This is a genomic window from Sphingomicrobium nitratireducens (assembly GCF_026157035.1).
GTDB lineage: Bacteria > Pseudomonadota > Alphaproteobacteria > Sphingomonadales > Sphingomonadaceae > Sphingomicrobium > Sphingomicrobium nitratireducens.
In genome coordinates this window covers 33,685-55,918 of sequence record NZ_JANJZA010000002.1, presented here as the reverse complement: position 1 = coordinate 55,918, position 22,234 = coordinate 33,685, and the positions used below count along the sequence as shown (strand labels likewise).

At 67.6% G+C, this 22,234-nt stretch carries 26 protein-coding genes; 8 read left to right on the top strand and 18 right to left on the bottom strand.

Annotated features, from left to right (window positions below; all coding sequences use genetic code 11):
• Positions 1-25: 25 nt before the first annotated feature.
• The 3 genes from rpmF to NNY25_RS10930 all read right to left on the bottom strand — a co-directional run bounded on the left by rpmF (position 26) and on the right by NNY25_RS10930 (position 2,234).
• Positions 26-205 (bottom strand): 50S ribosomal protein L32, encoded by a 180-nt coding sequence (gene rpmF / locus NNY25_RS10940; protein WP_265571615.1) that lies wholly within the window; start codon positions 203-205, stop codon positions 26-28.
• Between the two features lie 136 nt (positions 206-341).
• Entirely contained in the window at positions 342-1,004 is a 663-nt protein-coding gene (locus NNY25_RS10935) for an MBL fold metallo-hydrolase (RefSeq protein WP_276591825.1), read from the bottom strand.
• A 9-nt stretch (positions 1,005-1,013) separates the two neighbouring features.
• Positions 1,014-2,234 (bottom strand): dipeptidase, encoded by a 1,221-nt coding sequence (locus NNY25_RS10930; protein ID WP_265571614.1) that lies wholly within the window; start codon positions 2,232-2,234, stop codon positions 1,014-1,016.
• Between the two features lie 83 nt (positions 2,235-2,317).
• On the opposite strand from NNY25_RS10930, the gene pabB reads away from it, so the two are divergent.
• Positions 2,318-4,075, top strand: coding sequence for an aminodeoxychorismate synthase component I (gene pabB / locus NNY25_RS10925; protein WP_338112499.1), 1,758 nt, complete (start codon positions 2,318-2,320; stop codon positions 4,073-4,075).
• Here the strand turns inward: pabB and pdeM are convergent.
• A complete protein-coding gene (gene pdeM / locus NNY25_RS10920) occupies positions 4,072-4,734 on the bottom strand; it encodes a ligase-associated DNA damage response endonuclease PdeM (RefSeq protein WP_265571612.1) in 663 nt (220 codons plus the stop codon). The genes pabB and pdeM overlap by 4 nt on opposite strands.
• 27 nt (positions 4,735-4,761) lie before the next feature.
• Positions 4,762-5,220, bottom strand: a complete 459-nt coding sequence (locus NNY25_RS10915; protein ID WP_265571611.1) for a hypothetical protein — start codon at positions 5,218-5,220, stop codon at positions 4,762-4,764.
• Between the two features lie 71 nt (positions 5,221-5,291).
• Here NNY25_RS10915 and NNY25_RS10910 point away from each other — a divergent pair, with 71 nt between their 5' ends.
• Entirely contained in the window at positions 5,292-6,800 is a 1,509-nt protein-coding gene (locus NNY25_RS10910; protein ID WP_265571610.1) for a M20/M25/M40 family metallo-hydrolase, read from the top strand.
• Here the strand turns inward: NNY25_RS10910 and NNY25_RS10905 are convergent.
• The 3 genes from NNY25_RS10905 to NNY25_RS10895 are packed head-to-tail and all read right to left on the bottom strand — an operon-like array spanning position 6,797 to position 9,731.
• Entirely contained in the window at positions 6,797-7,087 is a 291-nt protein-coding gene (locus NNY25_RS10905) for a hypothetical protein (protein ID WP_265571609.1), read from the bottom strand. The genes NNY25_RS10910 and NNY25_RS10905 overlap by 4 nt on opposite strands.
• Positions 7,088-7,146: 59 nt before the next feature.
• Positions 7,147-9,564: a ligase-associated DNA damage response DEXH box helicase gene (locus tag NNY25_RS10900; RefSeq protein WP_265571655.1), complete on the bottom strand. Its 2,418-nt coding sequence runs from the start codon at positions 9,562-9,564 to the stop codon at positions 7,147-7,149.
• Positions 9,561-9,731: a hypothetical protein gene (locus NNY25_RS10895; protein WP_265571608.1), complete on the bottom strand. Its 171-nt coding sequence runs from the start codon at positions 9,729-9,731 to the stop codon at positions 9,561-9,563. The genes NNY25_RS10900 and NNY25_RS10895 overlap by 4 nt, the downstream gene beginning before the upstream one ends.
• Before the next feature lie 65 nt (positions 9,732-9,796).
• Here NNY25_RS10895 and NNY25_RS10890 point away from each other — a divergent pair, with 65 nt between their 5' ends.
• Entirely contained in the window at positions 9,797-10,795 is a 999-nt protein-coding gene (locus tag NNY25_RS10890; RefSeq protein WP_265571606.1) for a ligase-associated DNA damage response exonuclease, read from the top strand.
• Positions 10,795-11,418, top strand: a complete 624-nt coding sequence (locus tag NNY25_RS10885) for a hypothetical protein (RefSeq protein ID WP_265571605.1) — start codon at positions 10,795-10,797, stop codon at positions 11,416-11,418. Before NNY25_RS10890 ends, NNY25_RS10885 begins: the two co-directional genes overlap by 1 nt.
• Here the strand turns inward: NNY25_RS10885 and pgmG are convergent.
• Positions 11,415-12,782: a phosphoglucomutase/phosphomannomutase PgmG gene (gene pgmG, locus NNY25_RS10880; protein WP_265571604.1), complete on the bottom strand. Its 1,368-nt coding sequence runs from the start codon at positions 12,780-12,782 to the stop codon at positions 11,415-11,417. The genes NNY25_RS10885 and pgmG overlap by 4 nt on opposite strands.
• Positions 12,783-12,800: 18 nt before the next feature.
• On the bottom strand, positions 12,801-13,601 hold the full coding sequence (locus tag NNY25_RS10875) for a division plane positioning ATPase MipZ (protein WP_265571602.1): 801 nt from the start codon (positions 13,599-13,601) through the stop codon (positions 12,801-12,803).
• Between the two features lie 59 nt (positions 13,602-13,660).
• On the opposite strand from NNY25_RS10875, the gene panC reads away from it, so the two are divergent.
• Positions 13,661-14,512: a pantoate--beta-alanine ligase gene (gene panC / locus NNY25_RS10870; protein WP_265571601.1), complete on the top strand. Its 852-nt coding sequence runs from the start codon at positions 13,661-13,663 to the stop codon at positions 14,510-14,512.
• Positions 14,513-14,594: 82 nt separating this feature from the next.
• Entirely contained in the window at positions 14,595-14,897 is a 303-nt protein-coding gene (locus tag NNY25_RS10865) for an SEL1-like repeat protein (RefSeq protein ID WP_265571600.1), read from the top strand.
• Between the two features lie 42 nt (positions 14,898-14,939).
• Here the strand turns inward: NNY25_RS10865 and pal are convergent, their stop codons facing one another.
• Genes pal through NNY25_RS10835 form a run of 6 tightly spaced genes read right to left on the bottom strand, consistent with a single transcriptional unit; the run spans position 14,940 to position 19,223 of the window.
• Positions 14,940-15,458: a peptidoglycan-associated lipoprotein Pal gene (gene pal, locus NNY25_RS10860; protein ID WP_265571599.1), complete on the bottom strand. Its 519-nt coding sequence runs from the start codon at positions 15,456-15,458 to the stop codon at positions 14,940-14,942.
• A 52-nt stretch (positions 15,459-15,510) separates the two neighbouring features.
• Positions 15,511-16,848 carry a Tol-Pal system beta propeller repeat protein TolB gene (gene tolB / locus NNY25_RS10855; protein WP_265571598.1) on the bottom strand — a complete coding sequence of 446 codons (1,338 nt, stop codon included), beginning with the start codon at positions 16,846-16,848 and terminating at the stop codon, positions 15,511-15,513.
• Between the two features lie 11 nt (positions 16,849-16,859).
• Entirely contained in the window at positions 16,860-17,633 is a 774-nt protein-coding gene (locus NNY25_RS10850; protein ID WP_265571597.1) for a hypothetical protein, read from the bottom strand.
• Entirely contained in the window at positions 17,630-18,085 is a 456-nt protein-coding gene (locus NNY25_RS10845; protein ID WP_265571596.1) for an ExbD/TolR family protein, read from the bottom strand. The genes NNY25_RS10850 and NNY25_RS10845 overlap by 4 nt, the downstream gene beginning before the upstream one ends.
• Positions 18,085-18,768, bottom strand: a complete 684-nt coding sequence (gene tolQ, locus NNY25_RS10840) for a protein TolQ (RefSeq protein ID WP_265571595.1) — start codon at positions 18,766-18,768, stop codon at positions 18,085-18,087. Before tolQ ends, NNY25_RS10845 begins: the two co-directional genes overlap by 1 nt.
• Entirely contained in the window at positions 18,768-19,223 is a 456-nt protein-coding gene (locus NNY25_RS10835) for a YbgC/FadM family acyl-CoA thioesterase (RefSeq protein WP_265571594.1), read from the bottom strand. The genes tolQ and NNY25_RS10835 overlap by 1 nt, the downstream gene beginning before the upstream one ends.
• A 187-nt stretch (positions 19,224-19,410) precedes the next feature.
• Between NNY25_RS10835 and NNY25_RS10830 the strand changes: the two genes are divergently transcribed.
• Together NNY25_RS10830 and NNY25_RS10825 are read left to right on the top strand one after the other, a co-directional pair.
• Positions 19,411-19,815, top strand: coding sequence for a hypothetical protein (locus NNY25_RS10830; protein WP_265571593.1), 405 nt, complete (start codon positions 19,411-19,413; stop codon positions 19,813-19,815).
• Complete coding sequence (locus NNY25_RS10825) at positions 19,808-20,008, top strand: helix-turn-helix transcriptional regulator (protein WP_265571591.1); 201 nt, start codon at positions 19,808-19,810, stop codon at positions 20,006-20,008. The genes NNY25_RS10830 and NNY25_RS10825 overlap by 8 nt, the downstream gene beginning before the upstream one ends.
• Here NNY25_RS10825 and NNY25_RS10820 read toward each other — a convergent pair.
• Both NNY25_RS10820 and ruvB read right to left on the bottom strand, forming a co-directional pair.
• Complete coding sequence (locus tag NNY25_RS10820) at positions 19,938-21,146, bottom strand: DUF3089 domain-containing protein (protein ID WP_265571590.1); 1,209 nt, start codon at positions 21,144-21,146, stop codon at positions 19,938-19,940. The two genes, NNY25_RS10825 and NNY25_RS10820, sit on opposite strands and share 71 nt — an antisense overlap.
• Positions 21,146-22,183 (bottom strand): Holliday junction branch migration DNA helicase RuvB, encoded by a 1,038-nt coding sequence (gene ruvB, locus NNY25_RS10815; RefSeq protein WP_265571589.1) that lies wholly within the window; start codon positions 22,181-22,183, stop codon positions 21,146-21,148. Before ruvB ends, NNY25_RS10820 begins: the two co-directional genes overlap by 1 nt.
• Positions 22,184-22,234: the final 51 nt, after the last annotated feature.

Below are 22,234 nucleotides of genomic sequence, written 5' to 3'. Positions count from 1 at the left end.
TTTCGCCTACGCCTACGCGACGCGCTTAGTCGGCGGGAGCGACGATTTCGCGGCCGTTATAGTGGCCGCAGGCCGAGCACAGGTTGTGCGGGCGCTTCAGTTCGCCGCAATTCGGGCATTCCTGGTAGCTCGCCGGGGTCAGCGCGTGGTGGCTGCGACGCATGCCCTTCTTCGAGGGCGAGGTTTTTCTCTTAGGGACGGCCATGACGGCACCTACTCGTTTCTAAATCGGATCCAAAAAAATATGCGACTCTCCACGCCCAGCTCGTCGGAAATCCGCGGCGGCGCCGGATCGTCGCTTGCGGGGCGCTCTATAGCGGAATTCGTCGCCCTTGCAAGGCTCAAGCGCGCGCGAGCGCCGCGTCGCCCACGAAGGGGTTGGTCGCACGTTCGTGGGCGAAGGTGGACATCGGTCCGTGACCGGGCACGAAATGGGTGTCGCCGCCCATCGGCCACAGGCGCTCGGTGATCGAATCGATGAGGTCCTGGTGGTTGCCCATCGGAAAGTCGGTGCGCCCGATCGACCCCTTGAACAGGACGTCGCCGACCATCGCCAGCCTGGACGGCGCGTGGTGGAAGACGACATGGCCTGGCGTGTGGCCGGGACAATGGCGCACCGACAGGGTCAGGTCGCCCACGCTGACCGTGTCGCCGTCCTTCAGCCAGCGGTCGCTTTCGAACGGTTTTCCGGGAACGCCGTAGCGCGCGCCGTCTTCCTCGAGGCGGGAAATCCAGAAGCGATCGGCCTCGTGCGGCCCCTCGATCGGAACGCCCATCTCCTCGGCGAGGATGCCGGCCGACCCGCAATGGTCGATATGGCCGTGGGTGAGGAGGATCTTCTCCAGCTCGGCCCCGGTATTGGCGAGCGCCGCCTTGAGCCGGTCGAGGTCGCCGCCCGGATCGACCAGCGCCGCCTTGTTGGTCGCGGTGCACCAGAAAAGCGTGCAATTCTGCTGGAGCGGCGTCACCGGGATGATGGTCGCCTGCAGGGGAGGTGTCGTCATGGCGCTGCCCTAGTCGGCGTCCGGCAGCGAGTCGAGGAGGGGCTTTTCATCCGTCATCGCGGCTGCGGTCGCCTCGGCGCCGCGCAGTACGCGCAGGAAATTGCCGCTGGTGAGCTTGGCAAGATTTTCGTCCGACCAGCCGCGCCGCGCCAGTTCGGCGAGGAGCAAGGGATAGGCGTCGACCGAGCCGAGCCCGCCTGCGGCGACATCGATCCCGTCGAGATCGCCGCCAAGGCCGATATGGTCGTACCCCGCGACGCGCGCGACATGATCGACATGGTCGGCGACCTTGGACAGCGGGACCGACGGGCGCGGATGGGCCTTTTCCCAGGCGGCGAGGGCAGCCTCGCGCGCCTCCGGGTCGGCCGGCATCATCCGCTCGAGCCGCGTCTCCTCACCGGCCTTGCTCGCGTACCAGTTCCACACCGAATCATCGATGAAGACGTCAAGGAAGTTGACCATAACGACCCCGCCATTGTCGGTCATGCGGGCGAGGACCGCATCGGGGACGTTGCGCGGGTGATGGCCGATGGCGCGTGCGCTGCTGTGGGAGAAGATGACGGGTGCGCGGGTCGCGTCGAGCGCGTCCATCATCGCTTCTTCGCTGACATGGCTCAGGTCGACCAGCATGCCGATGCGGTTCATTTCCGCGACGACCTGGCGCCCATAGTCGGAGAGGCCGCCATAGACCGGCATGTCGGTGGCGCTGTCGGCCCAGTCGGTGGTCTTGGAGTGGGTCAGCGTCATGTAGCGTGCGCCGAGCCGGTAATATTGGCGCAGCGCTGCGGCCGTGCCGCCCAGCTGGTGCCCGCCCTCAACCCCGATCAGCGAGGCGACCTTGCCGTCCTTCATGGCCGTCTCGATCCCGTCGGCTGTCAGCGCCCAGGCAAGATCGTCGGGATAGGCCTCGACCATCCGGCTGACGATGTCGATCTGCTGGAGCGTGGTGTGGAGTGCGGCATCGCCGGTGATGCCCGCATCGATATACACTGACCAGAGCTGCGCGCCGACGCCGCCGGCGTGGAGCCGCGCCATGTCGGTCATCAGCGGCTCCGTACCCTTTTCGAGATTTTCGACATCGAGGCGGCCCGCTTCGCGCAGCGCGTAAGGCAGGTCGTTATGCCCGTCGATCACGGGCGCGTGTTCGAGCAGCGCGGCGATGCGCGCGTCCATCGCAGGGTCTGCAGCCCCGGCGGCGAGCAAGGCGGCGGCGAGCGTGGCAAGAAACATGTGCGATTCCCCTACTGGTCGCGGCGGAGATCAGCAGAAAGCCGCTCTTGCCGCAATGGGGGCAAGGCTCCTAGGCCATGCGGATGAAGCCGCCCTTCTGCCTGTTCGACGATGCGCGCCCCGGGGCCGGGACAAAGGCGCTGCTGTTCGAGGCGCCTCACGAGGTGGTGATCGCCGAGCGGATCGAGGAGGTATTGCCTGCGCTGGAGGCCGTGCGGGCGGGGCTGGCGGCAGGCCACCATGCGGCGGGCTATCTCGCTTACGAGGCGGGCTATGCGCTCGATCCCGCGCTGGAGGAGCATGCGCGCCTGCCCGACGGGCCGCTTGTCTGGTTCGGCCTGTTCGACGCGCCCAAACGGATCGACGTCGCCACGCTTCCGTGCGGGGAGGCGCGGGTGACCGAGCCGCGTCCTTGTATTTCTCGCGCCGACTATCTCGCCGCGGCACAAGAGGTGCGCGAGGCGCTGTTCGCGGGCGATTACTACCAGGCGAACCTGACGTTCGGATGCGACCTGATGGCAGGGGGCGACGCGCTGTCGCTTTACGCGCTGGTGCGCGAGCGGGCGGCGGCGCCGTGGGGCGGGGTGATTTCGACCGGGGAGCGCGATCTGATATCGTTTTCGCCGGAGCAATTCTTTTACCTTGAAAATAATTGTCTCGAAGCAAAACCGATGAAGGGGACGGCGCCGCGCGGGGACACGCCGGAGGTCGACAAAGCGCTGAAATCCGCGCTTTCCAGCGACGAGAAGCAGCGCGCGGAAAACCTGATGATCGTCGACCTGCTGCGTAACGACCTTGCGCGCGTCGCCGAGGCGGGAAGCGTCGAGGTGCCCGACCTGTTCGCGGTCGAAACCTACCCGACTGTCCACCAGATGGTCTCGCGGGTCGGCGCGCGCCTGGCGCCGGGGCTCGATGCGGTCGACGTGCTCAAAACCATCTTCCCGTGCGGATCGGTCACGGGCGCACCCAAGATCGCGGCAATGCAGGCACTGCGCCGCCTCGAGCCCGAAGCGCGCGGCGCCTACACCGGCTCGATGGGCTGGATCGCGCCGCCGGACGCGAATGGCAGCGCGGGCGATGCCGCCTTCAACGTGATGATCCGCACCCTCGAACGGGTGGCCGGAAAGCCACAGGCGAGGCTCGGTCTCGGATCGGGTCTTGTCGTCGACTCGATCCCACGCGATGAGTGGGCCGAGTGTCGCCTCAAAGGGGAATTCGTGGCCAAGGCTGCAGCCGACTTCGACCTGATCGAAACGATGCGTTACGACCCGACCGAAGGGATCGTCGCGCTGGAAGCGCACCTGGCGCGCATGAAGCAGGCGGCGGCCGATCTCGGCTTCGACTATGACCGCCACGACGCGCGCAACGAATTGCAGGCGGCGACTTTCGGCAAGCGCGACGTCTCGCTGGTGCGGCTGCTCCTGTCGAAGACCGGCTCGATGGCAATCGAGGTACGCCGGCTCGATGAACAGCAACTTGAGGAGCCGGTGCCCGTCAGCATCGCGCCGCTGCCGGTCGATCCGGGCGACTTCCGCCTGCGCTACAAGACCACCGATCGCGCCTTCTATGACGAAGCGCGCGAAGCCAATGGCAGCGTCGACACGATCTTCGAGCGCCCCGACGGCCTTCTCACCGAGGGCACGATCAGCAACCTGTTCGTCGAGAAGGACGGCACGCTGGTGACGCCTCGGGCCGAGAGCGGGCTGGTGCCGGGCGTCTTGCGCGCGGGGCTGCTCGCGGAAGGCAAGGCGGTCGAAGGCGACATCCGCCGCGAGGACCTCGAGGGCGGTTTCTTCATCGGCTCGTCGGTGCGCGGGCTCAGGCGCGCGCGTCTCGCCTAGGCGGCGATCGGGAAACGCAGCAGACGGTCGCTGACCGGAACCAGCGCGGCGGCGTCCGCGCCGACCTTCTTGACGATTTCGGGATGGCCCGCGTCGAGCCCGCCGGTGAAAGCGCCGTAGGCGGGCAGGATCAGCTTGGTCTCGCTGGCGACGAAGCAGCGGCGCGAGACGTGACGGCCGCGTGCCTTGAGCCGCAGCTTGGGATGGAAGTGGCCGCTCATCTCGGGGCGCGCTTCGCCCAGTTCGGCTTCGTGGCGCAGGACGATGCCGTCCTCGACCAGCTCTTCCTCGATCCGCCCGCCGCAATGGTCGATGAAGCCCGCGTCGTGATTGCCGGTGATCCACACCCAGTCGGTTGCCTCGGTCAGCGCGGTGAGGAGCGCGCGGGCCGCGGTCGGGAGCCGGTCGCAGCCGAAGCGGTCATGGAAACTGTCGCCGAGGCAAAAGACGGCGCGCGCCTGCGTCGCGTCGAGGTCCGCCGAGACCAGGCTCAGCGTCGCATGGCTATCGTGGGGCGGGAGCAATTGCCCCAGGCGCGCGAACCAGCTCGCCTTTTCGAGGTGCAGGTCGGCCACCAGCAACGCCGAACGCTCGGGCCACCACAGGGCGCCCGAGGGCAATGCGGAAAAGTTACGGCCTGCGAACGAAAGGGGAACCATTCACCTTGCTTAAGCGGCGCTTCCGATTCACTCCAAGTGATTTGTGACGTGGTCGCGCAGCGCGCGCGCATCATGGAGCGCGTTGTGCGGCACCGCGCTGTTGGCTGCGGTCGAAAAGCCCGAGAGGTTGAGCAGGCGCAGCGACAATGGCGGGACGCTGACCATCACGCCCGGGCCGGTTACCAGCAGCATCGAGAATTGCGCCAGGTCCTCGGGCCAGTCGGCGACGATCTCGGCCTCCTCGAGCGGCCCGAGGAAATGGGCGAGCGCATGGGCGACCGCGTCGCGGCTGCCCGGCTCGCAGCGCAGCGCCTCGGGGACGGTGTCGAGATAGGGGATGACGTGACGCTCGACCCAGGCTTCGATCGGGTCCTCGCAGTGGAGGCGCGCGTAGAATTCCTCGTCCGACGGGTCGTCGGGCACGAGCGCAAGGCTCAGGAGCGCGCCGCCGAAGCCGTTATATTCGGTGTCGAGAAAGTAACGCATGTTAGTCGCCTTCTGGACACAAGCGGTGCCGCAGTCCAGTGTCCGCCCGAAAGTAGGGGAATGGAGGCACCATGAAGACGTGGATATTGGCCCTTGGCGCGCTGGCGTGCGCCAGTAGCGCGCAGGCGGCAGATGCGGGCCGCGAGGCGATCGACGCGGCGATCGAGGCGGATGCCGACGCGGCGATCGAGCGGCTGCGCGACTGGATCGCGCTTCCCACTATCGCCAACATGGGGATCAACCACATGGAGGGCGCTCAATACATGGCGCAGCTCGCGCGTGACGCCGGTTTCCAAGAGGCCAGGATCGTCGAGACGGGCGGGGTTCCCGCCGTATTCGCGACCCTCGATGCGGGCGCCGAGCACACGCTCGGCATCTACTTCATGTACGACGTCAAACATTATGACGAGAGCGAGTGGATCGCCCCGCCGCTCGAAGGAAAGATCCTGCCGCGCGACGGCGAGGGGACCCAGCTGATCGGGCGCGGCGCGATCAATCAGAAGGGCCCAGAGATGGCGTTCCTGACTGCCTTGAAAGCGTTCAAGGACACCGGCACGCCGCTTCCCGTCAACCTCGTGCTGGTCGCCGAGGGCGAGGAGGAAATCGGCTCGCCCAATTTCTCCAAGGCGCTGACCTCGAGCGAGGTTCGGCAAGCGCTCGACGGAGCCATCGGAATCATGATGCCGGGCGGCGGACAGGGGCTGAAGGGCGACACGGACATTTCGCTGGGTGCCAAGGGCGTCGTCGAACTGCAGCTGATCGCCAGCCAGGAAGCGGGCGGGCGGGGTCCGTCGAAGGACATCCACTCGAGCCTCCACGCGATCGTCGACAGCCCTGCCTGGCGGCTGGTCAAGGCGCTCGACACGCTGGTCGCCGACGACGGGCACACGCCCGCGATCGACGGCTGGTTCGAGAACGTCAAACCGCTCAGCGAGCGCCAGCTCGAGATCATCGACGAGGGCATGAAGCTCTACGACGAGGATGAGACCAAGATGATGATGGCGGCCTACGGCATCGTCGCCTGGATCGACGACGAGGACCCGCGCACGCGATGGATCCGTCTGGTCGGCCAGCCGACCGTCAACATCCAGGGGCTGGTCGCGGGCTATACCGGGCCGGGCGGCAAGACCGTGCTGCCGGGCCGCGCGGAAGCCAAGATCGACCTCAGGCTGGTGCCCGACATGACCTATGACGAGGCCGTCGCGAAGCTGCGCGCGCATCTCGACAAAAGGGGTTTCACCGACATCCAGCTGGTCGCCTCGGGCGGGTACAGCCCGACCCAGACCGACGAGGACAGCGTGCTCGTGCAGGCACTCAAGAATTATTACGACGCCCACGACATCGAATACGCGCTGACCGTCCGCAATGCGGGCAGCTGGCCCGGCGTGATGTTCACCGGCGCGCCGCTCAACCTGCCGGCGGTGCATTTCGGCATGGGTCGCGGCGGCGGGGCGCACGCGCCCGACGAATGGATCCTGATCGACAGCGAGATCGAAGGGGTCGAGGGCTATGTCGGCCAGGCCAAGGCCAATGTCGACTTCCTCTACGAGGTCGCCAAGGCGGCCGACGCTGCCGACTAGCCGTCCGGGGTGAAGACGGGGCGCGGCGGGCAGGATTGTCCGCGCGCTTCCAGCTTCGCGCATTCCTCGGACCATTCGCGCATCGCCTTGGCGTGGCGCTCCTCGGCCTTGCGCAATTCCTTCCCACGCTTCTGGTCGGCTTCGGCCTGGCTGGTGGTGGCGGCATCGACCGCTTCGCCCGCGACCTTGACGGGGATAGAGGCGACGTCGACCGCGGTCTCGGCGACCTTCGCGACGATGCAGCCGGACAGGGAGAAAGCGAGCAACGGGAGGACAAGGATACGCATGACGCGGTTCCTAGCGCGGCGCGCTTGCCCTGTCCTTAATCGTTTCGCGTTCGAAGCGCTCAGTCGAGCCGCATCGCGTCCTCGACCAGCGACGCTTCGGCCTCGACCAGCAGCGCTTCGTCGGCGGTGGTGCCCGGCGCCTGCTCGCGGCCGATCACCACCATCAGCGGAATGGCGAGCGGGGTGACGCGCTCGGCCTCGACGTGGACCAGCGTGTCGGCGGCCCGCTCGACCAGGCGGGCGAGGCGGCCGAGCTCGGTCATGCGCGCCTTGGCGTCTTCCCACGCGGCGCGTAGCAGCAAGTGGTCGGGTTCGTATTTGCGCAGCACGTCGTAGATGAGGTCGGTCGAGAAGCTGACCTGCCGCCCGGTCTTGCGCTTGCCCGGATGCTGGCGCTCGACCAGCCCGCCGATCACCGCGACTTCGCGGAAGGCGCGTTTCAACAGGTGCGAATCCTCGATCCACTGGCGAAACTCGTCCTCGAGAATATCGGCGGAGAAGAGCGGGGCGGGATCTGCAACGGGCTCGAGGCTCGAGACGGCGAGCGCATAGTCGTTGGCGACCCAGGACAGCGGCTTGAGGCCCGCATTCTCCATCCGCTTGGTGACCAGCATGCCGAGCGACTGGTGCGCGTTCCAGCCCTCGAACGAATAGACGCACATGTAGTGGCGCCCGTCGCGCGGGAAGGTCTCGACGAGCAGCTGGTCTGGTTCGGGGAGGAGCGAGCGCTGCGACTGGATGTCGAGCCATTCGCGCACGTCGTCGGGAAAGCGGCGCCACTGGCTGCGGTCGGCGAGGAAGCCGCGCACGCGCTCTGCGAGATGCGTCGACATGCTCATGCGCTGGCCGCCATAAGTGACGATGCGCCCGTTCTTCGTCGACGCGCGCACGATGATGTCGCTGTCCTTGAAGCCCTCGACCTCGAGGCTGAGCCCGGAGAAGAAAAAGCAGTCGCCGGGCGCCAGCGTCGAGCCGAACCCCTCCTCGACCTTGCCGAGCCGGCGTCCATTCCTGAAGCGCAGCTCCATCATCGGATTGTCGACGATGACGCCCGCATTGAGGCGGTGCTGCTGCGCGATTTTGGGAAGCGACAGGCGCCAGCGGCCCGGGGCCTCCTCGGTCAGCCGCTTGAACTTGTCGTACGCCTTCAGCGAATAGCCGCCGGTCGAGTTGAACTCGAGCACGCGGCGGAAAGTCTCGGGCGTGAGGCCCGCATAGGGTGCGGCGGACTGGATTTCGGCCAGCAGCGCGCCCTCCTCGAACGGCCCGGCGCAAGCGATCCCCATGACATGCTGGGCGAGGACGTCGAGCGCTCCGGGGCGGAACTGCTCGGGGTCGAGCTCGCCAGCCTCGATCGCATCGAGACAGGCGCGGGCTTCCAGATACTCGAAGCGGTTGCCGGGAACGATCATGCCCTTGGAAGGCTCGTCGAGGCGGTGGTTGGCGCGTCCGATCCGCTGGAGGAAGCGCGAGCTGCCCTTGGGCGCGCCCATCTGCGCGACCATGTCGACGTCGCCCCAGTCGAGCCCCATGTCGAGCGACGCGGTGGCGACCAGCGCGCGCAGCCGTCCGTCGGCCATGGCCGCCTCGGCCTTGCGCCGCGCTTCGATGGCGAGGCTGCCGTGGTGGACCCCGATGGGCAGGTGCTCGTCATTGGCGGCCCACAAGTCCTGGAAAATGAGCTCGCACAAGGAGCGCGTATTGCAGAAGACGATGCTCGTCTTGTGCTCGGCAATGAGGTCGAGCAGCTGCGGCGCGGCATAGCGGCCCGAGTGGCCGCCCCAAGGGATGCGCTCGTCTTCGGGAAGGAAGATGGAGAGGTCGGGCTTGGCGCCGGGTTCGCCCGTGACCAGCCGCACCGCGTCGATATCGGCATCGGGAGCGAGCCAGCTGCGATAGGCGTCGGGGTCGGAAATGGTCGCGGACAGGCCGACGCGGCGCATGGCAGGCGCGAGCGTCTGGAGGCGCGCCATGGCAAGGCTGAGGAGGTCGCCCCGTTTCTCCTTGGCGAAGGCGTGGATCTCGTCGACGACGATGGTCTTCAGCCCCCCGAACATCTGCGCCGCGTCGGGGTAGGATAGGAGCAGCGAGAGGCTTTCGGGCGTCGTCAGCAGGATTTGCGGGGGCCGCGTGCGCTGGCGTGCCTTGCGGTCGGACGGCGTATCGCCCGAGCGGGTCTCGACACGGATCGCAAGGCCCATCTCCTCGATCGGGGTCAACAGGTTGCGCTGCACGTCGACCGCGAGCGCCTTCAACGGCGAGACGTAGAGCGTGTGCAAGGCGTCGGTGGGCGTCCCGATCAGGTCGACGATCGAGGGAAGGAAACCCGCCAGCGTCTTGCCCGCGCCAGTCGCGGCGACGAGAAGCGCGTGCTCGCTCGCCCTGGCCGCCTCCAGCATGGCGCGCTGATGGTCGCGCACGCGCCAGCCGCGCGCCGCGAACCAGTCTTCTACGACGGCGGGCAGACTGGCGGTCAGGCGGCGCCGTCCTTCTGGTCGGCTTCTTCGTAGAGCTCGCGGGTCGCGCGCTCGGTGCGTTCGATCGGCACGTCGCTCGCCTTGTTCTTGCGGATGACGTGGAGCATCACCAGCGCGAGAACGATCACGCCGACGACGGTCGCGAGACTCCAGAGAATATGGGACATGAAAGCGTCCTTTTCTGTTCGTGTGGGCGGAACCCGAAGGCTCCCTTGTCCACTATAATGCGGCGATGCCCCGACTGGGTTCCTGGATCGAGCCTTTTCCCGAAGGCATTTACGTGCGTCCCGCCGACGCGTGGGTCGATCCCTCGCAGCCCAAGGACAGGGCGCTGGTCACCCACGGCCATGCCGATCACGCGCGCGGCGGGCACGGCGCGGTGTGGGCGACCCCCGAGACGCTGGCGATCATGGAAGCGCGTTATGGCGAGCAGCAGCCGCGCCCAGTCCACTATGGCGAGACGCAGCGGATCGGCGAGGTCGACGTCAGCTTCGTGCCCGCGGGGCACGTACTCGGCTCGGCGCAGATCGTACTCGACTACAAGGGCGAGCGGGTGGTCGTGTCGGGCGACTACAAGCGCCGCGAGGACCCCACCTGCGAACCGTTCGTGGTGACCCCGTGCGACATCTTCATCACCGAGGCGACCTTCGGCCTGCCCGTATTCCGCCACCCGCATACCGGCGCGGAGATCGATCGGTTGCTGGGCCGGCTCCATGCCGAGAAGGGGCGCTGCGTGCTGGTCGGGGCCTACGCGCTCGGCAAGGCGCAGCGGGTGGTCAAGGAATTGCGCGAGCGCGGCCATGACGACCCGATCTACTATCACGGCGCGATGGAGCGGTTGTGCGACCTCTACCAGTCGCTCGGCGTCGACCTCGGCGAGTTGCGTCCCGCAACCGGGGCGAGCAAGGAGGAACTGAAGGACCGCATCGTCATCTGCCCGCCCGGCGCACTCAACGATCGCTGGTCGCGGCGGCTGCCCGACCCGGTCACCGCGATGGCGTCGGGCTGGATGCGCATCCGCCAGCGCGCGCGCCAACGCAATGTCGAGCTGCCGCTGATGATCTCCGACCATGCCGACTGGGACGAGCTGACGCAGACGATCCGCGAGGTCGCGCCGAAGGAAGTGTGGATCACCCACGGGCGCGAGGACGCGCTCATGCACTGGTGCATGACGAACCAGATCAAGGCCCGCGCGTTGCACCTGGTAGGACGCGAAGACGAGGACGATTGATGAGGGCGAAAATTCTGATGCTGCTGCCTCCCGCGCTGCTGCTGGCGGCGTGCGGCGGCGAAGTCGAACCGGAGACGGTCGAGACGATGAACGAGACGGCGGCCGAGGAAGGGCCGGTCGAGGTCGAGACCACGGTGGACGGTACGAGCAGCTACACGACGTTGGCCGAATGTGAGGTGTTGTCGGACGACCGCCATGAAGGCGGGACGTTGGAGAGGCAATGCGAGGGTCCCGCAGGTTACGCAATGCGCGTATTGGAGAGCGATCTCGACGTGGATGTATCGATCGTGCCGCCCGAGGGGGACCCGGTCGCGCTCGACCTGCCGACAATCAACAGCAACGGGATGAGCTTCTTGGGTGGGACGGTCGAATGGCGCGGGGTCGACGGCCAGCCGCCGCGTGCGCTGATCATGCGCCATATCGTCGAGAATGGCGCGCAGGATCCGATGGGGCCCGAAACCAGCTGGCTGATGGTGGCGGCAATCGGCGATCCGACCTGTCTCGTCGCGCGTGTGCCGCCGGGGCCGGGCCAGAATGTCGCGGCGCGGCGCTTCGCCGATCGAGACAGCTTCCCCGACTGTCTCGAACCTGTGGACGAGAAAGAAGCCGAACCCGAGGGCTAGGCGCGGCTGACGCCGAGTTTGCCCAGTTCGCTGTCGATCTGCGCGACGAGCCGGTCGAGGCCGGCTTCGTCCGACGCCTCCGCGCGCGCAGCGAGCACGTCCTGCGTGTTCGAGGCGCGCAGCAGCCACCAGCCATCTTCGGTCGACACGCGCGCGCCATCGGTCTCGTCGATGTCCGCGCCCGCCGCGCGCAAATTGGCGAGCAGGCGATCGATGACCTCGAACTTGTCCTTGTCGCCGACGGGGAACCGCATTTCGGGAGTGGTTACAGTCGGCGGCATCGCATCACGCAGTTCGGCGAGCGAGCAGCCTGTGGCCTCGATTGCCTCGATCAACCGGACGGCGGCGTAGAGCGCATCGTCGAACCCGTACCAGCGATGCGCGAAGAATATGTGCCCGCTCATCTCGCCCGCGAGCGGGGCGCCGGTTTCCTTCATCTTGGCCTTAATGAGGCTGTGGCCGGTCTTCCACATCATTGGGCAGCCGCCCAGCTCGTCGACCCGTTCGAACAGCGTGCGGCTGGCCTTGACGTCGGCGATGACGGTCGCGCCCGGATTCTCGACGAGCACGGGGGCGGCGAGCAGCATGAGGAGCTGGTCGCCCCACAAGACACGGCCCTCCCCGTCGATCGCGCCGATGCGGTCGCCGTCGCCGTCGAAGGCGATGCCGAAGTCGAGGGTCTTGGCGGCGACCAGCGCCTTCAGGTCCTCAAGGTTCGCCTCCACCGTCGGGTCCGGGTGATGGTTGGGGAAGGTCCCGTCGACCGCGGCATGGATGACGTGATGCTCGCCCGGCAGGCGGTCGACGAGCATCTCCAGAAGCGGCCCCGCCGCGCCATTGCCGGCGTCCCAGCCGATGCGGAAGGTGCCGCCGCGGAAATCCTTGACCAGCCGGTCGGCATAGGCCTTGCGGATGTCCTTGGTCCTGAGCCTGCCGCGCCCCTGCGACCAGTCGCCGCCCTCGGCGATGCGTCCCAGTTGCTGGATCGCCTCGCCGTGGACCGACCCGTCCTTCAGCAGCATCTTGAAGCCGTTATAGTCGGCGGGGTTGTGGCTGCCGGTGACCTGGATGCCCCCGTCGACCTCTTGCGTCGCGACCGCGAAATACAGCATCGGCGATGGGCCCATGCCAACCGAGAGCACGTCGATGCCGCCCTTTCGCAGCCCCGCGATCAGCGCGTCCTCGAGCGCGCGCGAATGGAGCCGTCCGTCGCGCCCGACGGCGATGCGGGTCAGGCCGCGCGCGCGGGCCATGGTAGCAAAAGCGCGGCCCAGCGCATGCGCATCGGCTTCGTGGAGCGTCTCCCCGACGATCCCGCGAATATCGTACTGACGCAGGATCGAGGGGTCGAAGCGGTGGGTCATGTGCGCCTTGTGGCCCGATCAGCCGGCTGCGGCAATCGGGCTTTCGTCGTTGGCACCGGGGCGCGGCAGGCCGAGCCCCGCGATCATCTCGCGCAGTTCCTGGCGCGCGGCGACATGGGCGAGGCCGACCTCGCCGATCGCTTCCATGTCGAGCAGCGTCAGGCCCTTGGGGAACAGCTCGCGGTAGATCACGCGCTCGCCCAGCCCCGGGATGACGCGGAAGCCGACGCGGCGCGCCAGCTCGTCGAGCGCGGCACCGACGCGGCGAAGGTTGTGGCTGTCGATATGCTGGAGGCGGTTGCGCAGCACGACCCAGTCGACGCTGCGGCCGGTCTGCTGGGCGCGGCGCTGGCGCGACTGCCAGATGAGCTCGGCGTAGAAGCTCGGGCGCGAGATCTTGTAGCTGTCGGGATCGACCTGGCCGATGAGGTCGAGATCGACGAAGCTGTCGTTCATCGGGGTGACGAGCGTGTCGGCCTTGAGGATCGCGGCGCGCGCGACCTCGTCGTCGCGGCCCGGCGTATCGATGACGATGACATCGGCATGAGGCGCCAGCTCGGCGATCGCGGCCTCGAGCGCCTCGGGGGTCTGCTCCTCGAGCACCTTATAGCGCGCCTGCGGCAACTTGGCATCGGTGCGGCCCATCGTGGCGTCGCGGTTCTCGAGATAACGGGTGAGCGTGCGCTGGCGATGATCGAGGTCGATTGCGGCGACGCGGTGACCGGTCGCGGCGAGCGCGATGGCGGTGTGGACGGCGGTCGTGGACTTGCCCGTCCCGCCTTTCTCGTTGGCGAAGATGATGAAATGCGGCTGGCCCATGGCCCTGATGCCCCCTAGTAACCCTACTCTGTCGGAATCGTATCGGAGGGCCCCGAGCGGTGCAAATCATAAATGGATTGAACGGCTTGGATGACGCCATGGCGGCGCTGCGTTCGGGCGGCGCGCGGGTGGCGATGGTGCCGACCATGGGCGCGCTCCACGACGGTCATCTCGCGCTCGTCGCGGAGGCGAAGAAGCGCGCCGACAAGGTGGTGGCCTCGATCTTCGTCAATCCGCTCCAATTCAACGACAAAGGCGATCTCGACCGTTATCCGCGCGAGGAAGGCAGCGATGCCGACAAGCTTGCCGCGGCGGGCTGCGACCTGTTGTGGATGCCGACCAGCGACGACTTCTACCCGGAAGGGTTCGCGACGACGGTCAGCGTCGCCGGCGTGTCGGAGCGATGGGAAGGCGCGCACCGTCCGGGCCATTTCGACGGGGTGGCGACGGTGGTCGCCAAGCTCTTCACCGGCATCCGGCCCAACGTCGCCATCTTCGGCGAAAAGGATTTCCAGCAGCTCGCTGTCATCCGGCGCATGAACGCCGATCTGGGGCTGGGGGTGGAGGTCGTCGGCCACCCGACCGTGCGAGCAGAAGATGGGCTGGCGCTGTCGTCGCGCAACGCCCAGCTGTCGGCCGCCGAGCGCGCTGCGGCGGTTGCTCTGCCCAATGCGCTCAAGGCAGCGGCGGCGGCCATTCGCTCGGGGAGTGCGCCCGCGGACGCGCTGGCCGGAGCAGTTTCCAGCCTTAACGAAGCGGGCTTCGGACCGATCGATTATGTCGCCTATGTCGACCCCGACAGCCTCGAGCCGCTCGAAAAGGCACAAGTGCGCGGGCGGCTGATTTCGGCGGCTTTCCTGGGAAAAGTGCGCCTCATCGACAATTTTTGTGTCGAAATGGACACAGTCTGAGCGATGGTGTCCGGCGCGTTAACCATTTCATAGGACTGCGGCGCGAAACCTGACCCCGGTTAAACGAACAGGGGTTTTGGACATGGCGATCAGTCAGAAAAGTGCCGACTTCCTTCTCCACTCGCGTCTTGCCGACGCGGAGAACGGCGACATCGATGCGCTGTTCGAACTGGGGGTCAGCTATTCGACCGGCCGCGGCGGCGTTCCCGTCGACCTCATCGAAGCGCACAAGTGGTTCAACCTGGCCGCCCTCAACGGCGACACGCGCTCGCAGCATTGCCGTGCCGAGATTTCGGTCGAGATGACCGCGCGCGAAATCGCCGAGGCCCAGCGCCAGGCGCGCAGCTGGCTCGGCAGCCACGCCTCGTCGCGCTACGCCGCCTGACGACCCTTCCGTCCGCCAGGCGGCGCGTGACGCGCGAGATGCCTAGCGGACGACGACGGTGACTGCGCGGCGGTTCTGCGCCCAGGCAGTCTCGTTCGACCCGATCGCGACGGGGCGTTCCTTGCCCCAGCTGACCGTGGTCAGCCGGCTGTCCGGCACACCCTGAGTGACGAGATAGGCGCGCGCGGCATTGGCGCGGCGCTCGCCCAGCGCGAGGTTGTATTCGCGCGTGCCGCGTTCGTCGGCATGACCTTCGATCGATGCATTGACCTGCGGGTTGGCGACCAGCCAGCGCGCCTGCGCCGCGAGCGTCGCCTTGGCCGCCGCGTCGAGCAGCGATTCGTCGGTCGCGAAGTAGATCGTGTCCGAACCGGCCGCCGCGATCAGGTCGGCCTGCGCACCCGGCAGCTCGACCAGGTCGACATCGTCGTCGGCAGCGCCGGTCGTCGAGCCGACATCGGTCACGGGCGGGGGCACGTCCTCGACGGCCTTGTCCTTGGACGAGCAGGCGCCGAGCGCAAGCGTCGTCGCGGCGAGGAGGGTGAGGGGAATGTAACGCATGGGCTTCTCCTTGGGAAAAACGGTCCGGCGTGCGGGCCGGGTCTTGGAATTTCTAATCCTGCAACGGCGACCAGCTGGGATCGGATCCACCGAGCGGGGTCGGCATGATCCGCGGCTGGCCCCCGTCGACGGGGACGGCATAGAGGGTCGCATCGCCGGAACCCTGGCGCGTGCGGTGGAACATCACGAAGCGGCCGTTGGGCGCCCAGCTGGGCCCCTCGTCCTGCCAGCTACTGGTCAGCAATTTCTCGCCGCCGCCGCTGGCATTCATGATGCCGATGCGGAACTGGCCGCCGCCGATCTTGGTGAAGGCGACGAGGTCGCCGCGCGGGCTCCATACCGGCGAGGCATATTGCCCGCCGCCGAAGCTGATGCGTCGCTGGCCCGACCCGTCGGCATTCATCACGTAGAGCTGCTGCGAGCCCGAGCGGTCGCTCTCGAAGACGATCTTGCTGCCATCGGGCGAGTAGCTGGGCGCGGTATCGATGCCCGGCATGTCTGTGAGGCGCCGCGGGGTACCGCCGCGCGCGGGCACGACGTAGATGTCGCTGTTGCCGTAGCTGCCCATCGAGAAGACGATGTTGCGCCCGTCGGGCGAATAGCGCGGCGCGAAGGTGAATGCAGTGCCGGGCACCAGCAATTCCTCGCGGCCGGTGGCGAGGTCGAGCTTGTAGACTCGCGGACGGCGGCCCTTGTAGCTCATGTAGACGAGCTGCGAGCCGTCGGGCGAGAAGCGCGGCGTGATCACCGTCTCCTTGCCCTCGGTCAGGTAGCGGTGGTTCGACCCGTCCGAATCCATGATCGCGATCCGCTTGACGCGCGCGTTCTTGGGGCCGGTCTCGGCGACGTAGACGATCCGCGTGTCGAGGAAGGCGCCCTCGCCGGTGAGGCGGGTGTAGACGACGTCGGCGCACTTGTGCGCGGCGCGGCGCCAGTCCTCCGGCTCGACCGAAAAGCCCTGGCGCGCAAGTTCGCGCTTGGTGACCGTGTCGAACACGTAGCAGGCGAGCGTCAGGCGCCCGTTGTCGGCGAGTTCGACATAGCCCGAGACGAGCGCGGAGGCGCCGGTGCGGCGCCACTCGTCGAAGGCGGGGCTGCGCACCTCGTCCATCCGAAGCGGGCGGATGCCGACCGGGCCGATCGGGGTGACGATTCCGGTGGCGCGAAGATCCGAGGCGATCAGTTCGGCGATGGTCCGCCCGAGCACATCGGTGCGGCCGATCGGTGTCATCTGCGGGACCGGCGTGGGCAGCACGGGGACGGCGACCGGGGTCGGTCCCTCGCGCCCGCCGATCACGTCGACCTCGAGCGGGGGCGGATCGTCCTGCGCATGCGCGGGCGCGGCGAGCGCGGTCCCGGCGAGGAGCAGGAAGGAGAAGAATTTGGTCATCGTCGTGCTCCTTAGGGTAGGCGATAGGTCATGTTGATGTTCGACCAGCCGCCCTGCGAGGTCTTGTAGAGTTCGGACGGCAGGCCGGTCAGCGGCGCGCACCCGACATAGGTCGCGATGGCGAGGTCCTTGACGCGATCCTCGTATCGCTCGTTCTCGCCATCGACGCCCGACACGCTCACGACGCGTGGGCGGCTCGACAGGCGGCCGTCGGGGGCAAGGCGCAGGTTCAGGGTCACGCGGATGCGGTTGGCGCCGGGGCCGGGGTTCTGCTGCAGGTCGGCGCAAGGCTGGACCTGGCGCCGGATCGCCTGCTGGATCGAGGCCATCGCGGCGGCGTCGATCACGGGCGCGGCGGCCTGCCCGGTTTCGGCCTGGCCGGTGCGGCTATTGCCTTCCGAAATCCCGTCGAGAAAGTCGTCGCCGAGGCGCGAGCGGCGCGTATTCTGGCGGCGCGGCTGCTCGGTGCGCGGGGTCGGCGTCGGCTTGACGCGCTCGCGCGGGGGCGCGGGGGTGGGCTCGACCTTGGGCGGGGGCGGGACCTCGTCGGGGATGGGTTCCGCCACGTCCTCGGGCTCGGGGCTCATCGCCTGCTTGGCGAGTGCGGATTCCTGCACCGCGGCGCGCGATTCCAGCCCGATCTCGTCGACGAATTCGACCGCGATGGCGGGCGGCTCGGGCGGGCGCGCGACATGCGCGAGCGACAGGGACAGCGCCGCGACGAGCGCGACGTGAAACGCGACCGAGGTCGCCGTCCCGGCCCACTCGGCGCGGTCGAGCCTCACCGTTCGGCGTCCCCGACCGAGACGAGCGCGACACGGTTCAATCCGGCGCGGTTGAGTTCGCCCATCACGCGCATCACGCGGCCATAATCGAGGCTGCGGTCGGCACGCAGGTAGACGCGGCGGCCCTCGGGCGGCTGGGGCGCGGCAGCGATCGCCTCGAGGCGCGCGGGCAGGTCCCCGTCGGCGACGACCACGTCGTCGATCGAAACCGCGCCGTCGCGCGCGATCGACAGCTGGACCGGCTCCATGTTCTGGTCGAGCGTTTCGGCGCGGCTTTCCGGAAGATCGACCGCGACCCCCGCGACAAGCAGCGGGGCGGTGACCATGAAGATGATCAGCAGCACCAGCATCACGTCGACCAGCGGCGTGACGTTGATCTCGCTCATCGGTGCACGGCGGCGCCCGCGACCGCGGCGGCGGCCCGAGGCGGAAGAAGAGAGCGCAGCGCCCATCAGGCCCGCTCCAGCTCCCGGCCGAGCGTCGCCTGGAAGCGATCGGCAAAGCGCCCGAGCTGCGCCTCGTAGAGGTCGATGCGGTGGGTCAGGCGGTTATAGGCGATGACCGCGGGGATCGCGGCGAACAGGCCGATGGCGGTCGCGAACAAGGCTTCTGCGATGCCCGGCGCGACGACCGCGAGCGAGGTGTTGTTGGCGCCCGCGATGGCGGTGAAGGAGCGCATGATGCCCCATACCGTGCCGAACAGGCCGACGAACGGCGCGACCGAGCCGACCGTGGCGAGGATGTTGAGACGGTCGGACAGGCGGTCGAGCGCGCCCGCGATAGCGCCGTCGGTGGCGATCGCGATGCGCTCGCGCAAGGCGGCGCGATCGACATGGTTGCCGCGCGGGCGGCGGAATTCCTCAAGGCCCGCTTTCAGGATCTTTGCAGGCGGCAGGTCCTCACGGCCGCGCTTCTCGTAGAAGGCGAGGAGGTCGTCCGACCTTGCGAAATCGTCGATGAACCGGCGGCTCTTCGATCCGACCGAGCGCAAGCGCGCGGAATGGGTGAAGATGATCCCCCAGGTCCAGATGCTCGCGGCCAGGAGGCCGAGCATGACGATCTTCACCACCAGGTCGGCCTGGAGAAACAGGGTCAGCGGGCTCATCAAATCGCCCGACGTGGTCACTTCCGGCATCACACTCCCTTGCCAAGAACGGCGTTGAACTTCTCGATCCACTCCACCGGCTGGCGGCGCGGCCGCCCTTCGGGAGAGAGGAGCGCGGCAATCACCCTGGCTTCGGCCAAGAGTTCATCCCCGCGCATGACTCGTTGATGAATGGAACAGCTGGCAGCGCGCACGGTTTCGACGCGGCTGATGACGAGAAGATCGTCGTCGAGCCGCGCGGGCCGCTTCCACTTGATGTCCATCTCGGTCACCGCATAGGCGCCAAGCCCGCTTTCGATCGCGGCACGCTGGTCGATGCCGAGCGCGCGCAACATGTCCGAACGGGCCCGCTCGAAATAGCGCAGGTAATTGGCGTGGTAGACGATCCCCGAAAGGTCGGTGTCCTCGAAATAAACGCTCACGGCAAACAGGTGGACGTCGTCCTCGAAGGCCCCGCGGGGCGGCTGATATGGTGAACCCTCCATCAACGCCGCTCTAGCCGCGTGATTTTACGGTTCCAAGCGCGACGGCCCGTCGTTCGACGAAGCGTGGCATTTTCCCGTCGTTTCCCGGCGGGATTCGAATCGATTGACGTGGTGTAACCTTTGCGTTACTTGTAACCCATAGGTTACATAAAAATGGAGGCTCGCGATGTTTCGGGGGGGCGCATCCGTGGAAACACTCTCGGCCCGCAAGGCGGGAATGCTTGGGGTGGTGGCGATCATCTACATCACGCAGCAGATAGGCAATGTCGGCCGAGAGCTCGATACGCCGCGCCTGATCGGTTGGGCGGTCCTCTCCGTCCTGATCCTCGGCGTGCTGCTCACCAACGGCTATTGGCTCATGCCCAAGGCCGTTCGCAACGTCCTCGACGACGAACTGACGCAATCGCATCGAGCGCGCTCGATCCGTATCGCGCTCACGGTCGCGATGCTGAGCGGGTTTGCCTTCTACGCAACCGCGCCCGGCTTGGACTGGGGCATCCGCGAGGCGGTGCACGCGCTGGTTTCGCTAGGCCTGGGGGCCGGGCTCATTTCGCTGGCCGTGCAGGAATGGCGCAGCACGCGCAATGGCTGAACTGCGCAATTCGCTGAAGGAAAAGCGCCTCCAGCTGGGTCTTACCCAGGCCGAGCTTGCAGAGCGATGCGGCGTGACCCGCAAGACGGTCAACACGGTCGAGAACGGCGTCTTCGTGCCCTCTACCGTGTTGTCCCTGCGGATGGCTGCTGCGCTTGGGGTGCGGCTCGAAGAGCTGTTCTGGCTGGAGTGACGGTCGCGCCCAATCGCGCGATGCTGTCGATGATCGACCCTTGCGCGATGGCGATGTCGGCGAGGTGCTTGCCCCAGCCGGGCAGAAAGATGCCGAACTGACCGACCTCGCCGCCGATGCGTGCGGTGCGCATGTCGCCGGGCGCGCGCGGCAGGCGGATCTCGAGATAGCCGGCCTGTCCGTCCTGGACGCAGCGCGCCTCGAGGAATTTCTCGGTCGAGATGTAACCGGTCGGCGGCGAGCCATTCTTCGCCCAGCGCACCGGCCCGCCCGGTACGGGGTAGGACGACTTGGCGTAGAAGAACCCGTCGAGCGGGGCCCAGCCCTTGGCGCCGGGCTGGGCGGGATGGGTGCAGGCATTGGTCGTGCCGGGCAGTTTCGACGTGCCGAAGAAGGCCCCGTTCACCGGGCGCTCTCCCTCGCCATAGGTAGTCCAGCTCATCATGCAGCCCGTGTCGTCGGCGTCTCGGCAAAGCGGGGTCGAGGCGAAGCCTTCGGCGCGGGCCTCGCCCGGCTTCACCGGAAAATTCCAGCCCGGCAGGATAGCGCGGACCATGCGATCTTTGGCGGGGCTCTTCTCGATCACGGTCTTGAGCAATTGCTCGAGCATGATCGAGCCCTGGCTATGGCCGACGAGGACGAAGGGGCGGCCTTCGTTGTATTTTTCGAGGTAGGTCGCCCATGCGCGGGCGACGTCGCCGAAAGCGAGCATCCCGGCGTCCATCACGTCGCCGCCGGTCGCCGCGACCGCGATCGAGGACATCGTCATCTGGCGGTAGAGCGGGACGAACGGGCGGCACACGCCCGAAAGACGCGCGAACTGGTACTGGGTGACGAACAATTCCTCGGCGCTGCCGGGATTAAGGTCGCTGTTGAGGCCGGGGTCCTGGCTGATCGTAGGATAGACGTAGAAGCAGTCGACCGGGGGATTGTCGGCAGGGCGCGCGGCGACGGTCTTGCCATAGCCCTTGGGACCGAGCGGCGTCACCGCGAGCGCGCGCGAACAGATGTCGTCGCGGCCGGGCAGGCACAGCCAGTCCTTCTCGCTCGCATAGTCGGGCGCGCGCGACTGGGCGGCGGCGGGCGCCGGGGCGAGCGCCGCGAGGGCGGCCGCTGCGGCAGCGAGAAGAAGACGCATCACTTGGCTCCGTCGTCGAACAGTCCGTCCTGTGCTCCCTTGGGCGGGGTGATGCCGAGATGGGTCCAGCCGCGCCCGTTGAGGCAGCGCCCTCTTGCAGTGCGCGCGATGAGGCCAAGCTGAATGAGATAGGGCTCGACCACGTCCTCGATCGTATCGCGCGGTTCGGACAGGCCGGCGGCGAGCGTCTCGACCCCGACCGGGCCGCCGCCATAGAGGTCGGCGATCATGTGGAGATAGCGCCGGTCCATCGCGTCGAGGCCGAGTTCGTCGATTTCGAGCCGCTTCAAGGCGCTGTCGGCGGTGGCGGCGTCGATCGTCCCGGCGCCCGCGGCATGGGCGAAGTCGCGCACGCGGCGCAGCAGCCGTCCGGCGATGCGCGGGGTGCCGCGACTGCGACGCGCGATCTCGGTGGCGCCGTCGCCGGCGATCGGCGCGTCGAGCAGCCCCGCGGCGCGGGTCACGACCTGTTCGAGTTCCTCGACCGTGTAGAAATTGAGCCGCACGGGAATGCCGAAACGATCGCGCAGCGGGGTGGTGAGGAGGCCCTGCCGCGTGGTCGCGCCGACCAGGGTGAAAGGCGGCAGGTCGATGCGCACGGAGCGGGCGCTCGGCCCCTCGCCAATCATGATGTCGAGCGCGCGGTCTTCCATCGCGGGATAGAGCACCTCCTCGACCGCCGGGTTGAGCCGGTGAATCTCGTCGATGAAGAGGACGTCGCCTTCCTCGAGGTTGGTAAGGAGCGCGGCGAGGTCGCCCTGCTTGGCGATGACGGGCCCGGACGTAGCGCGAAATCCCACGCCCATTTCGCGCGCCAGGATGCCCGCCAGCGTGGTCTTACCCAGTCCCGGGGGCCCGAACAGCAGCACGTGGTCGAGCGCTTCCTCGCGCGCCTTGGCGGCATTGACGAAAATGCGCAGGTTCTCGCGTGCCCCCTTCTGTCCGATGAACTCGTCAAGCGCCTTGGGCCGCAGCGCGGCATCGGCGTCCTCGGGACGGCGCTCGGGGGTGGAAAGGCGGTCTGGATCGGTGGCCATCTTGGAAGGGAGCCTAGCGGGGAAGGCGCGTGAGTGCAGCAGGAAATCGCC

Excerpts from the sequence above, each read along its gene's own strand:
- NNY25_RS10910 (WP_265571610.1), top strand. The coding sequence starts at position 5,292 with ATGAAGACGTGGATATTGGCCCTTGGCGCGCTGGCGTGCGCCAGTAGC.
- ruvB (WP_265571589.1), bottom strand. The coding sequence starts at position 22,183 with ATGGCCACCGATCCAGACCGCCTTTCCACCCCCGAGCGCCGTCCCGAG.
- NNY25_RS10895 (WP_265571608.1), bottom strand. The coding sequence starts at position 9,731 with ATGTCCCATATTCTCTGGAGTCTCGCGACCGTCGTCGGCGTGATCGTT.
- NNY25_RS10890 (WP_265571606.1), top strand. The coding sequence starts at position 9,797 with ATGCCCCGACTGGGTTCCTGGATCGAGCCTTTTCCCGAAGGCATTTAC.
- NNY25_RS10935 (WP_276591825.1), bottom strand. The coding sequence starts at position 1,004 with ATGACGACACCTCCCCTGCAGGCGACCATCATCCCGGTGACGCCGCTC.
- NNY25_RS10905 (WP_265571609.1), bottom strand. The coding sequence starts at position 7,087 with ATGCGTATCCTTGTCCTCCCGTTGCTCGCTTTCTCCCTGTCCGGCTGC.
- pal (WP_265571599.1), bottom strand. The coding sequence starts at position 15,458 with ATGCGTTACATTCCCCTCACCCTCCTCGCCGCGACGACGCTTGCGCTC.
- pgmG (WP_265571604.1), bottom strand. The coding sequence starts at position 12,782 with ATGACCCACCGCTTCGACCCCTCGATCCTGCGTCAGTACGATATTCGC.
- NNY25_RS10875 (WP_265571602.1), bottom strand. The coding sequence starts at position 13,601 with ATGGGCCAGCCGCATTTCATCATCTTCGCCAACGAGAAAGGCGGGACG.
- NNY25_RS10820 (WP_265571590.1), bottom strand. The coding sequence starts at position 21,146 with ATGCGTCTTCTTCTCGCTGCCGCAGCGGCCGCCCTCGCGGCGCTCGCC.
- NNY25_RS10865 (WP_265571600.1), top strand. The coding sequence starts at position 14,595 with ATGGCGATCAGTCAGAAAAGTGCCGACTTCCTTCTCCACTCGCGTCTT.
- NNY25_RS10845 (WP_265571596.1), bottom strand. The coding sequence starts at position 18,085 with ATGGGCGCTGCGCTCTCTTCTTCCGCCTCGGGCCGCCGCCGCGGTCGC.
- pabB (WP_338112499.1), top strand. The coding sequence starts at position 2,318 with ATGAAGCCGCCCTTCTGCCTGTTCGACGATGCGCGCCCCGGGGCCGGG.
- NNY25_RS10915 (WP_265571611.1), bottom strand. The coding sequence starts at position 5,220 with ATGCGTTACTTTCTCGACACCGAATATAACGGCTTCGGCGGCGCGCTC.
- pdeM (WP_265571612.1), bottom strand. The coding sequence starts at position 4,734 with ATGGTTCCCCTTTCGTTCGCAGGCCGTAACTTTTCCGCATTGCCCTCG.
- rpmF (WP_265571615.1), bottom strand. The coding sequence starts at position 205 with ATGGCCGTCCCTAAGAGAAAAACCTCGCCCTCGAAGAAGGGCATGCGT.
- tolQ (WP_265571595.1), bottom strand. The coding sequence starts at position 18,768 with ATGCCGGAAGTGACCACGTCGGGCGATTTGATGAGCCCGCTGACCCTG.
- NNY25_RS10825 (WP_265571591.1), top strand. The coding sequence starts at position 19,808 with ATGGCTGAACTGCGCAATTCGCTGAAGGAAAAGCGCCTCCAGCTGGGT.
- NNY25_RS10930 (WP_265571614.1), bottom strand. The coding sequence starts at position 2,234 with ATGTTTCTTGCCACGCTCGCCGCCGCCTTGCTCGCCGCCGGGGCTGCA.
- NNY25_RS10885 (WP_265571605.1), top strand. The coding sequence starts at position 10,795 with ATGAGGGCGAAAATTCTGATGCTGCTGCCTCCCGCGCTGCTGCTGGCG.
- NNY25_RS10835 (WP_265571594.1), bottom strand. The coding sequence starts at position 19,223 with ATGGAGGGTTCACCATATCAGCCGCCCCGCGGGGCCTTCGAGGACGAC.
- tolB (WP_265571598.1), bottom strand. The coding sequence starts at position 16,848 with ATGACCAAATTCTTCTCCTTCCTGCTCCTCGCCGGGACCGCGCTCGCC.